Annotated in this window: 17 protein-coding genes; 8 read left to right on the plus strand and 9 right to left on the minus strand. The window is 71.7% G+C overall.

Annotated features, from left to right (window positions below):
- Positions 1 to 115 precede the first annotated feature (115 nt).
- On the minus strand, positions 116 to 769 hold the full coding sequence (locus tag ACFU3E_RS21140; protein ID WP_384160233.1) for a DUF4360 domain-containing protein: 654 nt from the start codon (positions 767 to 769) through the stop codon (positions 116 to 118).
- 280 nt (positions 770 to 1,049) lie between these two features.
- Between ACFU3E_RS21140 and ACFU3E_RS21145 the strand changes: the two genes are divergently transcribed.
- From ACFU3E_RS21145 to ACFU3E_RS21155, 3 genes are all read left to right on the plus strand, one after another.
- Positions 1,050 to 1,358 (plus strand): hypothetical protein, encoded by a 309-nt coding sequence (locus tag ACFU3E_RS21145; protein ID WP_384160235.1) that lies wholly within the window; start codon positions 1,050 to 1,052, stop codon positions 1,356 to 1,358.
- 91 nt (positions 1,359 to 1,449) lie between these two features.
- Positions 1,450 to 4,419, plus strand: a complete 2,970-nt coding sequence (locus tag ACFU3E_RS21150; protein WP_384160238.1) for a beta-galactosidase — start codon at positions 1,450 to 1,452, stop codon at positions 4,417 to 4,419.
- A 218-nt stretch (positions 4,420 to 4,637) separates the two neighbouring features.
- Positions 4,638 to 5,624, plus strand: a complete 987-nt coding sequence (locus ACFU3E_RS21155; protein ID WP_384160241.1) for a hypothetical protein — start codon at positions 4,638 to 4,640, stop codon at positions 5,622 to 5,624.
- 10 nt (positions 5,625 to 5,634) lie between these two features.
- Here the strand turns inward: ACFU3E_RS21155 and ACFU3E_RS21160 are convergent, their stop codons facing one another.
- From ACFU3E_RS21160 to ACFU3E_RS21175, 4 genes are all read right to left on the minus strand, one after another.
- Positions 5,635 to 7,149: an alpha-N-arabinofuranosidase gene (locus tag ACFU3E_RS21160; RefSeq protein ID WP_384160244.1), complete on the minus strand. Its 1,515-nt coding sequence runs from the start codon at positions 7,147 to 7,149 to the stop codon at positions 5,635 to 5,637.
- A gap of 92 nt (positions 7,150 to 7,241) precedes the next feature.
- Positions 7,242 to 8,096 carry a carbohydrate ABC transporter permease gene (locus tag ACFU3E_RS21165; protein WP_384160248.1) on the minus strand — a complete coding sequence of 285 codons (855 nt, stop codon included), beginning with the start codon at positions 8,094 to 8,096 and terminating at the stop codon, positions 7,242 to 7,244.
- Positions 8,093 to 9,034 (minus strand): carbohydrate ABC transporter permease, encoded by a 942-nt coding sequence (locus ACFU3E_RS21170; protein WP_384160250.1) that lies wholly within the window; start codon positions 9,032 to 9,034, stop codon positions 8,093 to 8,095. The genes ACFU3E_RS21165 and ACFU3E_RS21170 overlap by 4 nt, the downstream gene beginning before the upstream one ends.
- Positions 9,031 to 10,389 carry an extracellular solute-binding protein gene (locus ACFU3E_RS21175; protein ID WP_384160253.1) on the minus strand — a complete coding sequence of 453 codons (1,359 nt, stop codon included), beginning with the start codon at positions 10,387 to 10,389 and terminating at the stop codon, positions 9,031 to 9,033. Before ACFU3E_RS21175 ends, ACFU3E_RS21170 begins: the two co-directional genes overlap by 4 nt.
- A gap of 248 nt (positions 10,390 to 10,637) precedes the next feature.
- Here ACFU3E_RS21175 and ACFU3E_RS21180 point away from each other — a divergent pair, with 248 nt between their 5' ends.
- Genes ACFU3E_RS21180 through ACFU3E_RS21190 form a run of 3 tightly spaced genes read left to right on the plus strand, consistent with a single transcriptional unit; the run spans position 10,638 to position 13,872 of the window.
- Positions 10,638 to 11,258: a toxin-antitoxin system, toxin component family protein gene (locus ACFU3E_RS21180; protein ID WP_384160256.1), complete on the plus strand. Its 621-nt coding sequence runs from the start codon at positions 10,638 to 10,640 to the stop codon at positions 11,256 to 11,258.
- The gene (locus ACFU3E_RS21185) at positions 11,255 to 12,472 is read left to right on the plus strand and encodes an MAB_1171c family putative transporter (protein ID WP_384160259.1); all 1,218 of its coding nucleotides are present in this window, start codon (positions 11,255 to 11,257) and stop codon (positions 12,470 to 12,472) included. The genes ACFU3E_RS21180 and ACFU3E_RS21185 overlap by 4 nt, the downstream gene beginning before the upstream one ends.
- Entirely contained in the window at positions 12,469 to 13,872 is a 1,404-nt protein-coding gene (locus ACFU3E_RS21190) for an FAD-dependent oxidoreductase (RefSeq protein ID WP_384160262.1), read from the plus strand. Before ACFU3E_RS21185 ends, ACFU3E_RS21190 begins: the two co-directional genes overlap by 4 nt.
- Here ACFU3E_RS21190 and ACFU3E_RS21195 read toward each other — a convergent pair.
- On the minus strand, positions 13,869 to 14,717 hold the full coding sequence (locus tag ACFU3E_RS21195; protein ID WP_384160265.1) for an SMP-30/gluconolactonase/LRE family protein: 849 nt from the start codon (positions 14,715 to 14,717) through the stop codon (positions 13,869 to 13,871). The genes ACFU3E_RS21190 and ACFU3E_RS21195 overlap by 4 nt on opposite strands.
- A complete protein-coding gene (locus tag ACFU3E_RS21200) occupies positions 14,714 to 15,487 on the minus strand; it encodes an IclR family transcriptional regulator (RefSeq protein ID WP_384160267.1) in 774 nt (257 codons plus the stop codon). The genes ACFU3E_RS21195 and ACFU3E_RS21200 overlap by 4 nt, the downstream gene beginning before the upstream one ends.
- A 224-nt stretch (positions 15,488 to 15,711) precedes the next feature.
- On the opposite strand from ACFU3E_RS21200, the gene ACFU3E_RS21205 reads away from it, so the two are divergent.
- Positions 15,712 to 17,718, plus strand: coding sequence for a TerD family protein (locus ACFU3E_RS21205; RefSeq protein WP_384160449.1), 2,007 nt, complete (start codon positions 15,712 to 15,714; stop codon positions 17,716 to 17,718).
- 39 nt (positions 17,719 to 17,757) lie between these two features.
- On the opposite strand, the gene ACFU3E_RS21210 is transcribed toward ACFU3E_RS21205, so the two are convergent.
- Together ACFU3E_RS21210 and ACFU3E_RS21215 are read right to left on the minus strand one after the other, a co-directional pair.
- Positions 17,758 to 19,002 (minus strand): helix-turn-helix domain-containing protein, encoded by a 1,245-nt coding sequence (locus tag ACFU3E_RS21210; protein ID WP_384160270.1) that lies wholly within the window; start codon positions 19,000 to 19,002, stop codon positions 17,758 to 17,760.
- Between the two features lie 2 nt (positions 19,003 to 19,004).
- Positions 19,005 to 19,157 carry a hypothetical protein gene (locus tag ACFU3E_RS21215; protein WP_298572590.1) on the minus strand — a complete coding sequence of 51 codons (153 nt, stop codon included), beginning with the start codon at positions 19,155 to 19,157 and terminating at the stop codon, positions 19,005 to 19,007.
- Between the two features lie 216 nt (positions 19,158 to 19,373).
- Between ACFU3E_RS21215 and ACFU3E_RS21220 the strand changes: the two genes are divergently transcribed.
- Complete coding sequence (locus ACFU3E_RS21220; RefSeq protein WP_384160273.1) at positions 19,374 to 20,369, plus strand: DUF3068 domain-containing protein; 996 nt, start codon at positions 19,374 to 19,376, stop codon at positions 20,367 to 20,369.
- The last annotated feature ends 8 nt before the right edge of the window (positions 20,370 to 20,377 follow it).

The following is a 20,377-nucleotide window of genomic DNA, read 5'->3' on the forward strand; positions in this document are numbered from 1 at the left end:
CAGAGGCGCGTGCCAGACCCCGCGTCCGCGGTCTGATCCAAACGACAGGCCCTAGGGGTGTCCGGAACACCTTGTGAGGGGCGACCCGCCGGTCGGCGGGCCGCCCCTCACCCCGTCACGACTTCTTCGGGCACTCCTTCCACGCCAGGTGGTACACCGTGCTGATGTCCCCGTCCGTGGAGTCCATCGTCATGAAGCTGACCTTGTCGGCCGACTGGGTGCCGGCGTTGACCCGGAGCTCGGTGTTGATGTTGAAGTTGCGCTGGACTCCGCAGGGTGCGTAGACCAGTTGGGCCCAGTCCGTCTCGTCGGTGGCCGACCAGTTGTCGTTGAGGGGGCCGCTGAAGGGGTGGTTCTTGTAGACCGTGCTGGGCGAGCCCTGGAAGTAGTACGAGGCCCGCTGGGAGGCGCTCGCGCCGCGCTGGAGGGCGGCGAAGCCCCGGTAGTCCGCGCTCGCGATGGCGTAGGTGAAGCCGCCGGGGACGTGAACGACCAGACTGAGCTGGCAGTTCCTGCGGAACGCGGTCGGGTCGGAGTTCCCGCCGGCCTGGGCGAGGTAGTCGCTGTAGGTCACCGTGAACGCCGTGTTGTCCTCGGAGACGGCGACCGCCGCCGTGCCCTGCGGGCAACCGGAGCCGTTCACCGTGGCGACCTTGATGATGATCTTGTCCGGGGGCGGGTCGTCGAACCCGGAGGACGGGGATTGCGCGGGAAGTGCGCTGGTGAGGAGCGCGGCGATCGCGCCGCTCAGAAGCAGGCCACCGGCCATGGTTCTCCCATCCGTTCGTGGGGGGTGGATCAGTCCGCGAACATCGGCATGAGCATGGGCATGTCAAAGCGACAGCACATGCACCCCCGCCTGTGAGCATCCCATGAAGGAGATGTGAAGAGCGGGAGCGGTCGCATCGTACGCAGGCCTGAAGAGGTCGGCCAGGTCGCTGTCCGGCCATTCACACTGGCGGGAATTCACCCGGGTACCGGCAGGCACATAAGGTGCGTTGCACCAGTGCGTCAGACCGAGGACACCCCGAGGACATCCCGAGGACGGAATGAGGACCACGCACAGCGCCGCGCACGGCCGCCGCCCCTCGGAGGTTCTCCCGGGCCGCCGGTTCCACCGCCGGCCGCCCGACCGGCTCCGGCAGCGCCCCCGCCGCGAGGCCGGCGACGACACCGCCGCGCCGCTGATCGCCGGGGATCCCCGCCAGGAACCCGTGGGGGATGTCCTGCGCGGTGGCGACGGCCTCCGCCGTGACCGGCCCTTCCCCCTGCCGGACGGCCGGCTCCACGACCCCTCGCAGCGCGTGGTCCGCACGTGCCGAGATCCTCATAGGACCATGGTCGCCGTCACCCTGTAGACATTGAGGCACACGCACCACACAACACAGCGAACACACGCACCCCGAACGACAAGCACACGCACCGCACGGCACAACAGGAGGCGCTCCCTTGGAGCTCAGCAGGCGTACCTTCCACGCTCTGGCCGGCACCGCGGCGCTCGGCTTCGCGCTGACCGGCAGCGGGTCGCCGACCTCCGCCAACCCGGCACGCCCCGCGCCCACCGGCCCGCCGCCACCGGTGCCGAGCACGGACGGCAGACCGCACGAGATCGGCTTCGACCACTACTCGCTGGTGGTCGACGGCCGTCGCCTGGTGCTCTGGTCGGGCGAGATGCACCCCTTCCGGCTGCCGAGCCCGTCGCTGTGGCGGGACGTGCTGGAGAAGATGCGTGCCCACGGCTACAACGCCGTCAGCGTGTACGTCGCCTGGAACCACCACTCCCCCGCGCCCGGCCGGTACGACTTCAACGGCGTGCGCGACCTGGACCTGTTCCTGCGGACGGCCGCCGAGACGGGGATGTACGTGATCCTGCGGCCCGGGCCGTACATCGACGCGGAGGTCGACGCCGGCGGCTTCCCCGGCTGGCTGACCGCCACCGAGGGCCGCGCCCGGACCTCCGACCCGACGTACCTGCGCTATGTCGACGAGTGGCTGACCGCCGTCAACGCCATCGTCGCGGGGCACCTGTTCACGCGGGGCACGGGCACGGTCCTGCTCTACCAGATCGAGAACGAGTACGACGCGCACGCCGACGAGCCGTCCGGGCGCGCCTACATGTCGTACCTGTACGAGAAGGTCCGGGCCGACGGCATCGACGTACCGCTGTTCCACAACGACAAGGGGCGCAACGGCCACTGGGTCCCGGGGTCGTTCGGCACCGGCGGGGAGAAGGGGCGCTGGCTGTACGGGTTCGACGGGTATCCGGAGCCGGACCGGGTGCCGCCGGACTGGGGAGCCTTCGGCACCGGCGGCGCGAAGGGCGGGGCGACGGCCAGCCCGCGGACGCCCGGGTTCATGCCCGAGGCCGGCGGGGGCTGGTTCGACCCGTGGGGCGGGGCCCCGTTCGGCGGCAAGGGGTACGCCGAGGCCCGCCGGACCCGGGACGCGGCGTACGAGCGGCGCTTCTACCTGACCAACCTCGCCAACGGCATCACACTGCACAACGTCTACATGACGTACGGCGGCACCTCCTGGGGCTGGCTGCCCGCACCGACCGTCTACACCTCGCACGACTACGGCGCCGCGTTCGACGAGGCCCGCAACCCCACCCCGAAGCTCGCCCCGATGCACCAGATCGGGCAGTTGCTGCGGTCCGTGCCCGACCTCGCCAAGCTGGACCGGGCGAAGTCCGTGCGGGCGGCCGACGAGCGGATCAAGGTCTACCACCTGACCAACCCCGACACCGGGGCCCACTTCTACGTCCTGCGCAACGACACCGGCGAGGCGGTCTCCGCGACGCTGCCGGACGCCGGTATCGACGTGCCGGTCACCGTCCCGGCCCGGGACGCCAAGCTGATCGCCGCCGGTCTGAGGCTCGGGAAGCGGACTCTGGTGCACTCCACCGTGCAGCCCATGGTGAGCCTGACCGCCGGACGGCAGGACATCGCCGTGTTCGCGGGCCGCCGGGGCGAGATGGCCCAGGTCGTCCTGGAGTGCGCGGACGAGCCGACACCCATGCGGCTGGACGCGGAGCCCGCCTGGGCGTACAACCTCGGCAAACTGAACATCACCGCCCCGCTCGGCGCCGGCGGACTGAGCCGGGTGAGAGTCGAGGGCGACGGCGTGGACACGCCGATGCTGGTGCTGTTCGCCGACGACGCCACCGCCGTGCGGCTGTGGCCCTGGGAGACCCCGTCCGGCCAGCTCCTCGTCTACGGCCCCGCCCTGCTGCGCTCGGCCGAGCTGCGCGGCTCCACGGTCCATCTCACCGGCGACACCACCGGGGCGACCGGCCTGGAGGTGTGGGGGCCGCGCGGGATCACCCACGTCACCTGGAACGGGCGCCCGGTCCCCACGCGGATCAGTGCCTCCGGCAGCCTGCTGGCGCTGCGGCCGCTGCCCGGTGTGACCCGGCCGGCCCTGCCCGCGCTGGACGGCTGGCGGCGGCGGTCCGGGAACCCGGAGGCCGAGCCGGACTTCGACGACTCGGACTGGACGACGGCCGACAAGGAGACGACCTTCAGCACCACGCCCGTGCCCGACGGGCAGCCCGTCCTGTTCGCCGACGACTACGGCTTCCACTACGGCGACGTCTGGTACCGGGGCGAGTGGACGGACACCGGCGGCGTCGAGTCCGTGTCCCTCGCCTACAGCACGGGCACGCAGGGTCTGCTGATGGCCTGGCTGGACGGCGAGCCGCTGGGCACGCACCGGATGCCGGTCCCGGACGAGGACCGGGCCCGGCAGGGGACGTGGAGCGCGAAGGCCACCTTCGACCTGCCGGAGGAGCTGCGGGACGGGTCCCGTGAGCGGCGCCGGGAGCGGCATGTGCTGTCCGTGCTGGTCCGGCGGATGCAGCACGACATGGACGGCGATGCGCGCGACACGCACAAGGCCGCGCGCGGGCTGACGGCCGTCACCTTCGAGGGCGGCGCCCCCGAGGTGAAGTGGCGTGTCCAGGGCGCCTCCGCGCCGGACCCCGTGCGCGGGCCGATGAACAACGGCGGGCTGCACGGGGAGCGCGAGGGCTGGCATCTGCCCGAGCACGACGACGAGGACTGGAAGGACGCCGAACTGCCCCGGTCCGACCGGCGGCAGGGCGTCACCTGGTACCGGACGGACTTCCGGCTGGACGTCGCCCCCGGCGTCGACGCCTCGATCGGACTCTTCCTCGACGACGACCCGGGCCGGGCCTACCGCGTCCAGATCTTCCTCAACGGCTGGAACATGGGCCAGTACATCAACGACGTGGGCCCGCAGCACACCTTCGTGCTGCCCAACGGGATCCTGCGCACACGGGGTGCCAACACACTGGCGCTGGCGGTGCTGTCGGACGGGACCACACCGTCCGGGCCGGGAGAGGTGCGGCTGACGCTGCTGGGCGCCGCCGCCGGAGGAGTGCCCGTCCAGCAGGTGTGACCGGATCGAGCCGTCCTCGTGCATTGCCTTCTCCGGCACGGTGGGTCACCGTGTTGACCCTTCAGGCCGGCGACAGGGAGGGGACTCTTGTGCACAGACGGCGGTTCATCAGCGGATTAGCCGGTGCCGGGGCGGGTCTGGGACTCGCCCCGGCGCTCGGGAGGCCGGCCGCGGCTGCGCCCGGCCGGGCGGCCGGCGCGGCCCGTGCGTGGCAGGCCGTGACCGCACCGGACGGCACACCGGCCGCCCAGTTGCGGGACGTCGCCGCCGCCGGGGACGGCCTGGCGTGGGCCGTGGGTGAGGAGGGCCGCAGCGGAAGCGCCCTCGGCTCCCCACTGGCCCTGGTGTGGGACGGCACGGCATGGACGCGGACCGGCCTCGGCCAGCTGGGCTTCCGCGGCTACCTGCACTCCGTCGCCGGGACGTGCGCCCGCTCGGCGTGGGCGATCGGCACCGACGCGGCCGGCGTCACCCACCTGCTCGCGTGGGACGGAGGAACCTGGCGGGAGACCGACTTCCCCGGCCGGGGCCGGTCCGGCACCTCTCTCACCGGCGTCGCGGTCGACCCGGGCAGCGGAGCATGGTTCTCCGGGCGCACCTCCGAGGGCCAACTGCTGCTGCACCACGACGGCGGCACCTTCACCTGGCTCCCCGCACCACCGAGCGCCCCCACGGCCACGCCCTCGGGTGTCCAGCTCACCCCGCGCGGCGACGTCTGGCTGTACGGCGTCGGCATCGTGGCCCGCTGGAACGGCTCGGCCTGGGCCGAACTGCCCGCCTACCAGGGCATCCGCGCGAGCCTCACCGGGCTGCTGCCGGTCGCCGACGACGACCTGTGGCTGGTCGGCTACGACTACGGTGTGGGCGGCCCGGTCGGCAAGCCCCCCGGCGTCCTGCTTCTGCACGGCGACGGCAGCACCTGGCAGGGCGTCGCCGAACCGTTCGGTGTCGGCATGCTCAACGGGATCGTCGCCGACGCCCGGGGGCGGCCCGACCGGATCGCCGGCTGGGACTTCTGGGACCAGACCCGGGCCCACTACCTGCGCTGGGACGGCACGGCCTGGGTGAGCGAGCGGGGGCCGGTCGCCACCACCCCCGTCGTCATGAACGCCCTGGCGAAGGTGCCGGGTTCGGACGGCTACTGGGCGGTCGGGACGACCTCGACCGCGGCGTCCTCGGCCGCCCGGCTGCACATCGAACGCTGACCGGCGGCTGTCACGCCAGCCGGATCACGTTCCAGGACATCGGCTCCAGGGCGGCGCTCAGCGTGCCGTCCTGGAGAGCCGTGCCGTCGACGGGGTGGGGGGCGACCCGCTCGGGGTCGTCGAGGGTGTTGCGGGCGTCGGGGTCGGCGTCCGCGAGGGCGCTGTGCTCGACGACCCGCGTCAGGCCGAGGCCGCTCAGGGCGACTTCGAGGGGCAGGGCGCCGGTGCGGCTGCGGTTGACCGCGAAGACGGTGACGGTGCCGTCCTCGGCGCGCACGGCGGTGGCGTGCAGCAGGTCGGTCTCGCCGTACTTCCTGGTCTCGTACGTCGGGGAGTCCACGCGGACGTCCAGGACCCGGCCGCGGCCGTACCGTGCCGCCTGTGCGAACGGGAAGAACGTGGTCTGCCGCCAGGCCGGGCCGCCGGGCTCGGTCATGATCGGCGCGATGACGTTGACGAGCTGGGCCAGGCAGGCGACCGTGACGCGGTCGGCGTGCCGGAGCAGGGCGATGAGGAGCGAGCCGAAGACGACCGCGTCCAGCACGCTGTAGTTGTCCTCCAGCAGGCGCGGGGCCTCGGGCCAGTCGTCCTGCTCGAAGGTCTTGGCGCGGGCCTCCCACTCGGGCAGGTACCAGACGTTCCACTCGTCGAAGGAGAGGTTGATCCGCTTCTTCGACTTCAGCCGGGCGCCGACGTGGTCGGCGGTCGCGACGACGTTGTCGATGAAGGACTCCATGTCGACGGCGGAGGCGAGGAAGGAGTCGAGGTCGCCGTCCTCGGGCCAGTAGTAGGCGTGCAGCGAGATGTAGTCGACGAGGTCGTACGTCTCCTCGAGGACCGTCGCCTCCCACTCGGCGAAGGTCGGCATGGACTGGCTGGAGGAGCCGCAGGCGACGAGTTCGACACCGGGGTCCATCTGGCGCATGGCCCGGGCCGTCTCGGCGGCGAGGCGTCCGTATTCCCCGGCTGTCTTGTGGCCGGTCTGCCAGGGGCCGTCCATCTCGTTGCCGAGGCACCACAGCCGGATGCCGAAGGGGTCCTTGTCGCCGTGGGAGGCGCGCAGGTCGGACAGTGCGGTGCCGGCGGTGTGGTTGGCGTACTCCTGGAGTTCGAGGGCCTCGGCGACCCCGCGCGTGCCGAGGTTGACGGCCATCATCGGCTCGGCCTGGGGGCCGATCTTGCGCAGGAAGCCGATGTACTCGGAGAGGCCGAAGCGGTTGGACTCCGTCGAGTGCCAGGCGAGGTCGAGGCGGCGGGGGCGGGCCTCGGCGGGGCCGACGGAGTCCTCCCACTTGTAGCCGGAGACGAAGTTGCCGCCGGGGTAGCGGACGGCTGTGACGCCGAGCTCCCTGACGAGTTCCAGGACGTCCTGGCGCAGGCCCTGGTCGTCGGCGGAGGGGTGGTCCGGTTCGAAGACGCCGGTGTAGACGCAGCGGCCGAGGTGTTCCACGAAGCTGCCGAAGAGGCGAGGGTTGACCTCGCCGACCGTGAAAGCGGGGTCGAGGGTGAAGCGGGCGGTGTGCATGTTCGCCTTTCGGGGTGGGTGGTTCTGTCGTATGGCGGCTGCGGGTCGTGGGGGTTGTTCGCGCAGTTCCCCGCGCCCCTTCGGGAGCTCTTCTACTGCCCTGCCAAGCCCGTGTGGGCGACGCCCGCCACGATCTGGCGCTGGAAGAAGACGAACACGATGATCAGCGGCAGGCCCGCCATGAGACCGCCGGCCATGAGCTGGGCCCACTGGATGCCGTAGGAGTTCATGACGGTCGCGATGCCGTTCGGCATGGTCATCAGGTCGGGGTTGTTGGTCACCATGTACGGCCAGAGGAAGTTGTTCCACGAGGCGATGAAGGTGAAGATGCCGACGGCGGCGAGGGAGGGGCGGGAGAGCGGCAGGACGATGGTGAAGAAGACCCGCCAGCGGCCCGCCCCGTCGATGAAGGCGGCCTCCTCCAGCTCCCGCGGGATGCCCTGGAAGAACTTGTAGAGGATGTAGACCATCGCCGCGGGCGCGCACTGCGGCAGGATCATGCCCCAGTAGGTGTCGACCATGCCCATCTGCTGCACGGTGGTGAAGAGCGGCACGCCGAGGACGGCGGGCGAGATCATCAGCCCGGCCATGACCAGGCCCATCAGGGGCTTCTTGCCGCGGAACTCGGTGCGGGCGAAGCCGTATCCGGCGAGGGCGCTCACGAGCAGCACCACGGACGTCACGCAGACGGAGACGACCACGGAGTTGACGAACCAGTTGGTGATGTTGCCGGTCTCGAAGAGGGCCGTCCAGGCCTGGCCCGTCCAGTCCTCGGGGAGCCAGTGCGGCGGGACCTGGACGGCTTCGGTCTCGGACTTGAGGGAGGTGAACAGGCCCCAGGCGAAGGGGGCCAGGAAGACGACCGAGACGGCGGTGCCGAGCAGGGTCAGGATGATCTGGCTGGGGGTCCACGCCCTGCGGGCCCTCACCGGGACGGCGGTGGTCATCGGGCGGCCTCCTCACGGTTGCGCAGCAGCCACATCCGGGCGAGGGCGACGGCCGCGATGATCACGAAGAAGATGACGGAGATCGCGGAGGCGTAGCCCACGCGGTAGCTGGTGAAGCCCTCTTCGAGGGTGTACTGCACGAACGTGCGGGTCGATCCCTCGGGTCCAGGGAGGAAGTCCATCATCACGACGGCCTGGTCGAAGACCTGGAGCGAGGCGAGGATCTGGAGGGCGACGACGAGGCCGGTGATGTTGCGCAGCATCGGCAGGGTGATGTGGACCATGCGGTGCCAGGCGTTCGCGCCGTCCAGCCTGGCGGCCTCGTAGAGGTGGCCGGGGATGCCCTGGAGCGCGGCGAGGTAGAGCAGGAAGCTGAAGCCGACCGTCCACCACAGGGTCTGGATGACGATGGCGAGCATCGCGTACGACTTGTCGGCCAGCCACGGCGTCTCGAGGCCGAAGACGTGGTTGATCATTCCTGTGCCGGGGTTGAAGAGCCACTGCCACAGGTTGGCCGCGACGGTGGACGGCAGCAGGAACGGGGCGAAGAAGCACAGCCGCCACAGCCACTTGCCGCGCTCGATGTGGTGGGCGAGCATCGCGAGGAGGAAGGCGAGGACCGTGATGCTCGGGACGACCAGGAGCGTGAAGTACGCGCTGTGCCCGAGTGAGTCCCACATCAACGGGTCGTTGAGGGCCTCGCGGTAGTTGTCGAGGCCGACGAAGCTCGCGCCCTCGCCCGAGATGTTGGCGTCCGTGAAGCTGAGGTGGACGCCGCGCAGCAGCGGCCAGATCACGAAGAGCGTGAACAGGACGAGGAACGGGGCCACGAACCAGCCGCCGTGCTGGAAGCCCTGCCCCCGGCGGGGGGTGGCGCTGTCGGCGGCGGTCTTGGCGCGGGCGGGTGCGGCGATGGTCCGGGCGCTGGTCGCCGTCACGCGGCCGCACCTCCTTCTGCGGCTGTTCTGCCGTCCATGGGGTTCTTCATGGCGAGCAGTCGGGTGAGTGCGCCCTTCATCCGGCGGGCGGCGGTCTCCGGCTTGGCGGAGCCCATCGTGGAGGCGGCGACGATGGGGCCGACGCGCTGGGCCAGGATGCCGGTGGAGCCCGCGAACCACACCTTCGGCTCGGTGGCCTGGTGGTCCATGGCGGAGACGTACTCGCTCTGCGGGTTCAGCTCCTTGTACGCGGCCGTGGACAGGGTGGGCGTGTACGCGGGGATGTGGCCGCCGGCGGCCCACTGCTGAGCATGCCGGACGACGTAGGCGGCGAGTCGGTGGGCCGCCTCGTTGGTGGCGCCGCCGCGGTCGGGCTGGTGCGGCAGGACGAAGGCATGCGACTCGGCGTGGGTGGCCGGACTGCCGAAGACCGGCGGCAGTGGGGTGGCGCCGTAGTCGATCTCGGCCCCGGAGTAGACCGGCACCGACCAGTTGCCCTCCCAGACGAAGGGGGAGCCGTTGAGGAACTGTTCGGCGCCGGCGAGGCCCGCGAAGCCCGGGTTGGAGTACCCGTCGGTGATGTGCCGGCGCAGGAACTCCAGGACCTGGGTGGCCTTGCCGGTGTCGAAGGTGACCTCGGTGTTGGCGGCGTTGAACCAGGTGCCGCCGAGCTGGGTGTAGAAGGCGACGAAGAACCACCACTGGAAGTTCTGGTCGTTGGACCACATGCCGATGGTCTGGAGCCCCTTCTCCGTGGCCTGCTTCGCCTGCTTCAGCACGTCGAACCACTCGTCGGCGGAGGTGACGGGCACGATGCGGCCGTCGTCGCCGAGCAGCCCCGCCTTCTTCAGCACGTCCTTGCGGTAGAAGCAGAGCTGGACGTGGATGTCGAGCGGGAGGGCGTAGAGCTTGCCGTCGATGACGGCGCGCTTCCACAGCACGGGGTTGAAGTCCGCTTCCCGTACGCCGTACTTGGCGAGCAGGTCCACGTCCCAGGGGTCCAGGAAGCGGCCCGGTGAGAAGCCGGTGACCCGGCCCAGGTGCATGACGCCGAGGTCGGGTGCGCGGTTGCCCGCTGCCGCCATGGCGAGCTTGGTGTAGAAGGGGCTGCCCCACTGGAGGGTGGAGTCCTTCACGGCGATGTCCGGGTTGGCCGCACGGAAGGCGTCCAGCATCGCGATCATGTTGGAGCCGTCGCCGCCGCTGAAGAGGTTCCAGTAGCGCACGCGGGTGTTGGCATCGGAGGCGAGTGCGTCGGCTCCGGTGCCGAGTGCGGCGAAGCCGAAGCTGCTCGCGACGAAGAGTCCGCCGAGCCCGCCGAGTAGCTGCCTGCGATTCAGGCCAGGTCGTCTCATGCCCTGCCCTTACGATCGATGAGTCATGTGTTCGGCATTTCGGATGGTGCTCGTTACTTCGAACGGGACCGTAAATTCGAAGCGCTTGCGCGTCAATGGCCCGGCCCAACTTCGGTCAGGACTTTCCGTGCAGGAACGGTCGTTACCCGTTGAACATCGGACGTCGGATCGCATGACGCGCACACTTTCGGGCGCGTAGTCTCGGACGCGCTGCCAAGCCCGTCGGCCGGTGGTGAGAAGGGGGAGCGATGGACATCGCGGGCGCGCGGACCAGGGCCGCCCGAGTCACCGCCGCGCTCAGGCGCTCACGCAGTGGCTCAGCCATGCGCGGCCTGGCCGCCGAGCTCGCCACCGCGGTCCGGGAAAGACCCCTGCAGCCCACCGACGTACGGTCGTTGTGCCGGGCGCTGTGCGAGGAGATGAGCAGCCGGCGCGGCGGACGGCCGGTCGAGCTGCGCTTCGAGCGCTTCCCGGACGAGATCGAAGTGACCGGGCTGTGGGTGGAGTTCCAGGACTTCGACCTCGTCATCGTCGAGGAACGGGCCGAGGCCGTGCAGCAACTGGTCATCCTCGGGCACGAGCTGTGGCATCTGCACGCGGGCCACGGCCATCACCACGTCGCCGGTACGGCGGCGGCCCGGGCCCTGGACCAGGAGCCCGGCTGGGCTTCGGTGCCGCTGACCGTGGCGGCCCGGGACGGCTCGCGCCAGCGGGACGAGGCCGAGGCCGACGCGTTCGGGCACCGGCTGGCCGCCGCGTTCCGCTCGTTCGCGGACGGCTCCCTCGCGCGCGGGCGCGAGACCGAGCAGGCCCTCGACCCGGTGCGGCGGTCGATGGGCTACCGGGGCCGGGGAGGCGGCGCGCGGTGATCCAGGCACGGGACGTCCTCGACACCTTCTCCGTCTCCTTCTGGCTGCCCATCGGGGCGCTGACCGTCGCGCTGGTCATCAAGCTGCCCAGCCTGGTGAAGATGTGGCGGGACCCGATGCTGCGGGCCGTCGGCGGGCTGCTGCTGTTCGCCTGCGCCGTGTTCGTCTTCGCGTCCCCGGCGGTCATCGGCTGGACCAACCGCGTCACCGGCGTGCCCAACATCGCGGCGCCGCTGGTGTACTCCCTGCTCACCGCGTTGTGCGCGTCCTGGCTGCTGCTGATCGTCGCCTGGCGCAACGGCCTGTCCGACCGTTCGGCCTCCACACGCCGCGCCGCCCGCTGGGTCGTCCTCGCCTACGCGGGTGTGGTCGTCGCCCTGTGGGTGCTCTTCTGGCTCGCGGACGTCCCCGTGGAACGCCGCCAGGACCTCGACACGTACTACGCGAACACGCCCTTCATGCGCGAGGAGATCCTGCTCTACCTGCTCGCGCACACCGTGGCCTGCTCGATCACGGCCCGGCTGATCTGGAACTGGGTCCGCACCGCCGGCCTCGACGCCTGGCTGCGCTGGGGGCTGAGGTTCCTCGGCGTCGGCTACGCCACGAACCTGCTCTTCGACGCGGCCAAACTCACCGCCGTCACCGCCCGGTTGACCGGCCACGACCTGGACTGGCTGAGCACCTACCTGGCCCCGTCGGCCGCCTGCGTGTCGGCCACCATGGTCGCGATCGGCTTCATCATTCCGCACGGCGGCCAGTACCTGCACGAGCGCTGGCGCATCCGGCTCGCCCACTGGCACCTGCGTCCCCTCTACCTCCTGCTGCGCGACGTCGGCGGCGGCGCTCCCTTCACCCCGCGCGCCACCGGCGAACTGCGCCTGATCCGCCGCGAGACGTACATCCGCGACGTGCTCCTCCAGCTGGCCCGGCACCTCGACGAGGACCTGCGGGAGCGGTCCCACGCGGCCGCCCTGGATCTCGGGTTCGAGCCCGGCCGGGCGAAGGCCCTGGCCGCGGCCGTGACGATCCAGGACGGCGTCGCCGCCCGGGAGCGGGCCCCGCACAGTGACAGCACCGCCTCCCCGTCCGGCCCCGACACCACCTATCTGCTGCAGGAGATCCAGGCCGTGTCCCGAGCCCTGCGCCACCGCGACCACATCGAGGCGGTACGCTCGCGCGCGGCCGCCCCCGGGAGAGAGAACGCCCGCGCATGACTGACAGCACCACCCCCGCCAGAACCGCCGTCGTCCTGGGGGGATCCCACTCCGGCATGCTCGCGGCCCGCGCCCTGGCAGGCGTCGCCGACCGGGTCGTCGTCGTGGAGCGCGACACGCTGCCCGCCGCCCCCGGGCCCCGCAAGGGGCTGCCGCAGGCCCGGCACGCCCACATGCTGTGGTCGGGCGGGGTACGCGCCATGGAGGAACTGCTGCCGGGGCTCACCGGGGAACTCCGGGAGGCCGGGGCGAACCGGCGGCCCGTCACGACGGACGTCGTCGCCCTGGGGACCCGGGGCTGGTTCCGCCGCTGGGCCGAGTCCCACCACGTGATCCTGGCAGGCCGGGACCTGCTCGACGCGACGGTCCGCGCGCGGGTCCTGGCCGACGAGCGCGTCGAACTCGTCGAGCGTGCCGAGGCGGTGGGCCTCACCGGCACGGGCACCGCGGTCACGGGCGTCCGCATCCGGCCCCACGTGGGCCCGGAGCGGACCCTCGCCGCGGACCTGGTCGTCGACGCCTCGGGCCGTGGCTCCCAGGCCGCGCACTGGCTGACCGGTCTCGGCCTGCCCCTCGCCGAGCGGCGCGAGGTGGACGCGGGCCTCGCCTACGCCAGCCGCCTCTACCGCGCCCCCGCCGCGGCCCGCGACGACTTCCCCGTCGTCAACATCCAGCCCGACCGGCGCGAGGGCGGGCCCGGCCGGGCCGGCTTCCTGCTGCCCATCGAGGAAGGCCGGTGGATCGTCACCCTGTGCGGCACGCGCGGCGGCCGGCCGTCCCCGGACGACGACGACTTCGTCCGCTTCGCCCGCGAGGACCTGCGGCACCCGCTCATCGGCGACCTGCTCGAACAGGCCGAACCGCTCTCCGAGGTGTCGTTCACCCGCACGACCGTCAACCGCCGCCACTTCTACGAGCGCATGCCGGCGTGGCCCTCCGGCTTCACCGTCCTCGGCGACGCCCTCGCCGCGTTCAACCCGGTCTACGGGCACGGCCTCGCCGTCGCCGCGCAGAGCGCCCTGCTGCTGCGCGACACGGTGGAGCGTCACGGCTGGGGCACCCCGGGGCTGTCCCGGCGGATTCAGAGGGCGGTCTCCCGCCCGGTCGGAGCGGCCTGGGACCTGGCCATCGGCCAGGACGTGTTCTACCCCGGCGCGACGGAGCAGGGCCCGACGCTGCGGGACCGGCTCGTGACCTCGTACGTGGACCGGCTGATGCACACGGCGACGGGCAACGGCCGCATCGCCCGCCGGGTGACGGATGTGACGTCGCTGGAGCGGGGGGCGGGGGTGCTGCTGATGCCGTCGGTGCTGCTGGCGGCGGCGGTGGGCCCGCTGAAGCCGGGGCTGGGCGGGCCGCCGCTGACGGCCGGGGAACGGAAAGCGGCCGGACTCGGCTAGCCGGCGAACGGGGGCTGCGCCAGTCCCTTTCCCGCGCCGGGCACCACGAACAGGGATCCCGCCAGTGCGGACGGCTCCGTCAGCCCCACACGAGCGGTCGTCACGTAGAGGTCGGTCAGCCCGTCCCCACCGAACGCACAGGCCGTCACCAGCGGTACCGGCAACTCGATCACCCGGTCCAGCCCGCCGTCGGGTGTGTACCGCCGCACCGCCGAGCCCTGCCACAGGGCGACCCACACGCATCCTTCGGCGTCCACGGTCAGCCCGTCCGGGAAGCCCGCGCTCTCCTCGATCTCGGCGAGGGTCCGCCGCCCGGAGATCCGCCCGTCCGCGTAGTCGAAGACGTCGACCCGCCGGGTCGGGGAGTCGATGTAGTACATGAGCCGCCCGTCGGGGCTCCACCCCGTGCCGTTGCTGACGGCCACGTCGTCGAGCACGACATCGACCGTGCCGTCCCCGGTGACGCGGGACAGCGCCCCGCCCCCCGGCGCCTCGTCGTAGCGCATCGTGCCCGCCCACAGCGCGCCGTCGGGTGCGACGGCGGCATCGTTGGCACGGTGGCCGGGGACGGGCTCGTGGTGGAGCCAGCGGAAGCCGCCGTCGGGGTCGAGGAGACCGATCCCGTCGCGCAGGTTCAGCACGAGCCCGCCGCCGGCGCGCGGCTTGACGGCACCGATGTGCTGTTCCGTGCGGCGCACGCCGCGACGCCCGGTGGCCGGGTCGTACGTGTGCAGGCGGCAGCCGAGGATGTCGATCCACAGCAGCCGGCCGGCCGCCGCGTCCCAGGTGGGCCCCTCGCCGAGCTCGGCCTCGGCCCGCACCGCGACCTCGTACGGCGCCGTCACGCCATGCCCCGGTGGCCGAGGTGCTCGGACAGCTCGGCGGCGCCCTTGGCGGCGAGCTGCTCCAGCTCGGCGCGGCGCTCCTCGCTCCAGCGGATCATGGGCACGGAGATCGACAGGGCGGCGACGACCTGCCCGGTGCGGTCGCGGACCGGCGCGGCCACGCAGGACACGTCCGGGTTGGACTCGCGGTTCTCCACGGCGAGGCCCCGCTCACGGATCTCGGCCAGGGCCTCGCGCAGGGCGCCCGGGTCGGTGATGCTGTTGGGGGTCATAGCGACCAGCTGGGCGCTGTCGGGGATGCGCGCGGCGAGCTCCGGCTCGGGAAGGGAGGCCAGCAGCATCTTGCCGACGGAGGTGCAGTGGGCGGGCAGCCTGCGGCCGGCCGCCGACACCATCCGCACGGCGTGCGTGGAGTCGACCTTGGCGATGTAGATGACGTCCGTGTCCTCGAGGATCGCCACGTGTACGGTCTCGTCGCAGGTCTCGGCGACGGACCGGGCGACCTGCTGCCCCTCGGCCGCGAGGTCGAGCTGCTCGGAGTAGCGGGCACCGAGCTGGTACGGGCGTACGCCGAGCCGGTAGCGTCCGGGCTGACCGGGCATCGGAACGATGTACTTCCGGGCGGCGAGCGTGGTCACCAGCTCGTGCACGGTGGTGCGCGGAAGCTGGAGCTTGCGCACGATGTCGGGGGCGGAGAGCGTCCCGTCCCCGTCGAGAAAGAGCTCGAGAATGTCGAGAGCCCGGGTCACGGCTGGTACGAGGCGTCCCACGACCGGCACCCTCCCTATATATCTCAGGCGCCTGTGTTCGAGATTTCAACAGGCGATCGGCATGACGAACACAGGCTAGCCATAGAGGTATGTCCGGGCAATGGGCAGAGTCCCGGCGGGTGGAATCCCACGAGCACCCCACAAGCACGTGGTGTGCACATTAAAGTGCCGCGTGTGCGACACGTCACAGGTGTCGCAGAGGTGGGGGGATTTCTGTGCGTGACATGACCATGGGCTCGAACGTGTCGTTGACGGCCCTGAGCGAGAACGTCGGCTCCGCGATCGTGAGTCTGGGCTGGTCCAGTACGACCGGTGAGGGCGACGCCGATGTGTCCGTCCTGCTGCTGGACTCGAACGGCAAGGTACGCAGCGACGCCGACTTCTACTTCTACAACAACCCGGTGGCCGCCGACGGCAGCGTGCAGCTGCTCGGCAAGGAGCCGACGGGGGACGGCAGCGAGGACAGGATCAGCTTCGACCTGACCGCGGTCCCGCCCGAGGTGGAACGCATCGTCGTGGCCGCGAGCCGCTACGAGGGGGCGCGCTTCGGGGAACTGGACGACCTGATGGTGACGCTGGCCGACGCGGTGGGCGAGAGCCTCCTCCGGTTCGTCATCGAGGACGCCGGCCCGGTGAGCGCGATCATCTTCGGTGAGCTGTACCGGCGGGGCGAGGAGTGGAAGTTCCGGGCCGTCGGGCAGGGCTACGAGAGCGGGCTGGCGGGGCTGGCGACGGACTTCGGCGTCGACGTCGAGGACGACGAGGCGGAGTCCGGGCCCCAGGCGGCGCAGGAACCCGCCGTCAGCACACCCGGCGCTCCGCCGCAGACGACGTTGGATGCGGTTCCGGCACCACGCCCGCCGGCCGGGCAGGAGGTCGCGGCCAAGAAGCGGACGGCCCGGCCCCGGACCGCGAAGAAGAAGGTCACACCGCCCCGGGCCCCGGCGAAGAGCCTGGCGGAGAACGAGTCCTGGAGGCAGGCCCGGCTCTTTCCGGTGTCCGCGCTCAAGAACGACCGGGACCGGGAGACGCGGGCCACGTCGGTGCTGCTGTCGGTGATGGCCCAGGTGCCCCGGTTCGGCAGGCGCATCACCGCCCCGTTCGGTGCGCCGTCCGGCCGCATGGAGACGTTCACCGAGGTCTCCCTGCCGCACGGGGACACGCCCCGGCGCCCCGACGGGGTGATCCGCGTCGAGCGCGCCGGCAAGCTCTGGACGGCGCTCGTCGAGACCAAGACCAACGGCAACCCCCTGAAATCCGACCAGGTGCAGGCCTACATGGACATCGCCGCCCGGCGCGGCTACGAGGCCGTGATCACCCTGTCGAACGACGTGGCGCTGGAGGGCAGCCCACTGGTCGACGTGAAGATCGACCGGCGGCGCAAGCATCAAGTGGCGCTCTGGCACCTGTCGTGGGCCGAAGTGGCCCACCAGGCCCAGATGCTGATCCGGCACGAGGGCGTCGGCAACGCGGCGCGCACCTGGTTGCTCCAGGATCTGCTGCACTACCTCCAGCACGACAACTCCGGTTGCCACGGCTTCCAGAACATGGGCGCGGCGTGGGTGCCCGTCCGCAACGGAATCAACGACGAGACCCTCTGCCAGGGCGACCCGCGCGCCATGGAGGTCGTGGAGAGCTGGGAGCGGCTCATCCGGCAGGTGTGCCTGCGGCTCGGCGGCGAACTCGGGCAGAAGGTCCTACCTGCCCAGCGCACCCGGCGCGGCACCGATCCCGGGGCCCGCCGTGCCCGCCTGGCGGACCGGCTGTGCCTGGAGGGCCGGCTCCAGGCCGAGCTGCGTGTCGAGGACGCACCCGGGCTGCTCTCCCTCAGCGCGGACCTGCGCACCGCGAAGCTGCGCACGTCCGTGGAGATCCCGGCACCCGAGCAGGGCTATCCCCTGACCTGGGCCAAGCGCCTGGTCCGTCGTCTCGCCGAGGCTCCGGCGGACCTGCACGTCGAGACCCTCGTGGCGGGCGAGACGGGCGGCCCGAGGGGCACGCTGGAACGGCTGCGTCCCGAGCCGGCGGATCTGCTGCCGAAGGACGGCTCCAGCATCACCGGTTTCCGGCTGTCCCTCTTCAAGGGCATGGGAAGCGGCCGCGGCAGCGCGGAGTCCGGATTCATCCGCAGTGTCGACGACGCCGTGGACCGCTTCTACACCTCGGTGGTGGTCCACCTGGACGCTCCCGCCTCCGCGCGGACGGCGACGAAGGAGCGGGCCGCGGTGTGACACCGGGGCGGTGGTGACCATCGCCGGCCACCGGCCGGGTCACCGCCGCCCCCGCGACACCCCCAGCTCCCCCCGCAGCCGCTGTGCCCGCAGCACCAGTTCCAGTTCGAAGCGGCGGTCGGGGTCGTCGATCTCGTCGCCCCACAGTTCGCGGATCTGGCGCAGGCGGTAGCGGACCGTCTGGGGGTGGACGCCGAGGCGGGCGGCGACCTCCGGGGCGCCGCCGCGGGTTTCCAGCCAGGCCAGGAGGGTTTCGGCGAGGCGGCGGCCGTGGGTGGGGCCGCAGTGGGTCAGGGGGGCCAGGCATCTCAGGGCCAGGTCGTCGATGAGTTCCTCGGGCTGGAGGAGGACCAGGGCCTCGGTGTGCTCGGTGCAGTAGAGGACCTCGCCGGAGGGGAGGAGGTTGCGTTCCATCAGGCGGACCGCCGCCTCCGCCCAGCGCAGCGACTTCGCCGCGTCGGTGAGCGGGACCGGCGGACCGATCGCGCCGGACCAGCCGGCCAGGGCCCGGTGCATGAGCTCGGAGCGGCCCGCCGCGTCCGGCTCGGGCACGACCATGCGGGGCTGCTCGTACTCCATGTCGAGCAGGACGCCCTGGCCGACCGCCGGGGCCATCGCCTCGCGGGCCGGACGGAGCAGGACACCCACCGCGACCTTCGCCGGTAAGGGCCAGCCGATCCGGGCGGCGCGTTCGGTCAGGGCCTCGGCGGGGTCGCCTCGGTGGTGCTCGGCGAGGAGGAGTTCCATGAGGCGGCGTTGCAGGCGCAGGCGTTCGCCGGCCTGGCGGGCCGCGGCCTCGGCGTAGCCGCGTACGGACTGGTCGACCAGGCCGTCCAGGTACTCGTAGCCCGCGTCGACGAGTTCGTACATCGCCGGGGGCGGGATCTCCACGCGCTGGCCGATGTCGGCGAAGCGGCGCCAGGCCAGGCGTACGCCCATGCGGTAGATGGCCTGGAGGGAGTCGAGGGAGCGGCCGTTCAGGCCCTCGCCGCGGCCGAAGTCCTGGAAGACGCCGGGCGGGACGGTCGGGCGTCCCTCCGAGTGCTCCAGGTGCTGCACGAAGACCTCGATGGCGCGGCGGATGCCGACCAGGGCCATCGGCTCGCCGGAGTCGTCGAGGACGACGGGCAGATGCGGGTACTCGCGCTGGATCTCGCAGAGGATCTCCTCGGCGAGCGCGGGCGCCTCGGCCATGGCGATCGCGGCGAACCGGCGCACCTGGAAGCGCGGTACGTCGTGCCAGGCCGAGCGTGCCGTGAGGGCTGCGGTGCGGGCGGCCGTCACGGTCAGCTCCCCTGCCCGGCTCGCTCGTAGGTGATCAGTGGCGTGTTCGGCTGGTCGGGTGTGGCTTCGAGCAGCGCGACCACGCCCAGCGCGGCGCCCACGGCGAGGGCGGCGGCGAGCGCGACGGTCAGCGCGGCAGCGAGCAGTCTGGACATCGCAGGGTCAGCCTCTCTGTCCGGATGCGTCCGGAGGTCGTCCGGAGGTTTTCCCCACCCCGGCGTCCCGTCCCTGCCTGTCGCGCCCCAGTCTCGACAAGCATTGACACCCCGTCAAGAGCGGCCTACGGTTCCCGGCCCAACCGCACGCGCGCTGTCTCCCGCCGTGCCGGTCCTCTCGTACGTCGAGCCGTCCCAAGCCACTGGAGTGCCCGGATGCGCCGTACAACCTCTCCCTTTTCCCTGGTCCTGCTGGGTCTCGGCACGTTCCTGCTGGTGCTGGCACCGCTGCTCGCCTGGTACGTCGAGCCGCGTGCCGCGGTGAACCCGATCGACATCGACACCACCGCCGTCTACACCGGCCGGGGCAGCGTCTTCGACACTGACCGGATCGAGACGGTGCCCGACCGGAAGATCACCGTGACCCAGCGGGTGCGGGGCAACGTCGCGGACAGCGAACGCAGCGGCAACGCCGTCTGGGACGTGACCACCACGGTCGACACCGACGCGTCACTGCCGGCCGCCGATCCGCACGACGCGCTGGACTTCGTGCCGCACCGCTGGGTGATGGACCGGAAGACCACGCGGCCGGTGCACTGCTGCGGGGAGAAGCCCTACATCGAGGGCGAGGCGTATCTGAAGTTCCCCTTCGACGTGCAGAAACGCTCCTACCGGTGGTGGGACAACACCCTCGGCGACACGGTCGTGCTGCGCTACCGGGGCACCGCGAAGATCCAGGGCTACACGGGCTACAAGTTCACCGGCTCCGTGCCGCCGACGAGGACCGGTACGCGCATGGTGCCCGGCAGCATCGTCGACCAGCCGAACCGGCCGCAGGTGCTGGCCGAGGAGTGGTACTCCAACCACGGGTTCGAGCTGGTCGTGGACCAGGCGACGGGCCGGGTGATCTACGCGCAGACCGGACCGAAGCGGACCCTGCGGGCGCCGGGCGGGAAGAAGGACGCGGCGGTGCTGCTGGACAGCCGGAAGGTCTCGTTCACGACCGGGACGCAGAAGGAAGCGGTGCGGCAGGCCAAGCGGGACAGCGGGCAACTGCGCATGGTGGGCACGACGCTGCCGATCGGTGCGGCGGCGGGGGGCTTCGTGCTCGCGGTGGCGGGCGGCGTTCTCGTGGCGCGTGGGCGGAAGGAGCCGGAGAGCACCGTTCCGGCCGATACGTCCGGTACGCCCCAGCCCACCCTCACGATGTGATGCGACGT

It is taken from the genome of Streptomyces sp. NPDC057424 (assembly GCF_042803315.1).
Lineage (GTDB): Bacteria > Actinomycetota > Actinomycetes > Streptomycetales > Streptomycetaceae > Streptomyces.

What these genes read in the sequence shown, in the direction of transcription:
- ACFU3E_RS21180 (WP_384160256.1), top strand. Translation starts at nt 10,638, where the DNA reads ATGGACATCGCGGGCGCGCGGACCAGGGCCGCCCGAGTCACCGCCGCG.
- ACFU3E_RS21175 (WP_384160253.1), bottom strand. Translation starts at nt 10,389, where the DNA reads ATGAGACGACCTGGCCTGAATCGCAGGCAGCTACTCGGCGGGCTCGGC.
- ACFU3E_RS21205 (WP_384160449.1), top strand. Translation starts at nt 15,712, where the DNA reads ATGACCATGGGCTCGAACGTGTCGTTGACGGCCCTGAGCGAGAACGTC.
- ACFU3E_RS21145 (WP_384160235.1), top strand. Translation starts at nt 1,050, where the DNA reads ATGAGGACCACGCACAGCGCCGCGCACGGCCGCCGCCCCTCGGAGGTT.
- ACFU3E_RS21190 (WP_384160262.1), top strand. Translation starts at nt 12,469, where the DNA reads ATGACTGACAGCACCACCCCCGCCAGAACCGCCGTCGTCCTGGGGGGA.
- ACFU3E_RS21215 (WP_298572590.1), bottom strand. Translation starts at nt 19,157, where the DNA reads ATGTCCAGACTGCTCGCTGCCGCGCTGACCGTCGCGCTCGCCGCCGCC.
- ACFU3E_RS21140 (WP_384160233.1), bottom strand. Translation starts at nt 769, where the DNA reads ATGGCCGGTGGCCTGCTTCTGAGCGGCGCGATCGCCGCGCTCCTCACC.
- ACFU3E_RS21220 (WP_384160273.1), top strand. Translation starts at nt 19,374, where the DNA reads ATGCGCCGTACAACCTCTCCCTTTTCCCTGGTCCTGCTGGGTCTCGGC.
- ACFU3E_RS21160 (WP_384160244.1), bottom strand. Translation starts at nt 7,149, where the DNA reads ATGCACACCGCCCGCTTCACCCTCGACCCCGCTTTCACGGTCGGCGAG.
- ACFU3E_RS21165 (WP_384160248.1), bottom strand. Translation starts at nt 8,096, where the DNA reads ATGACCACCGCCGTCCCGGTGAGGGCCCGCAGGGCGTGGACCCCCAGC.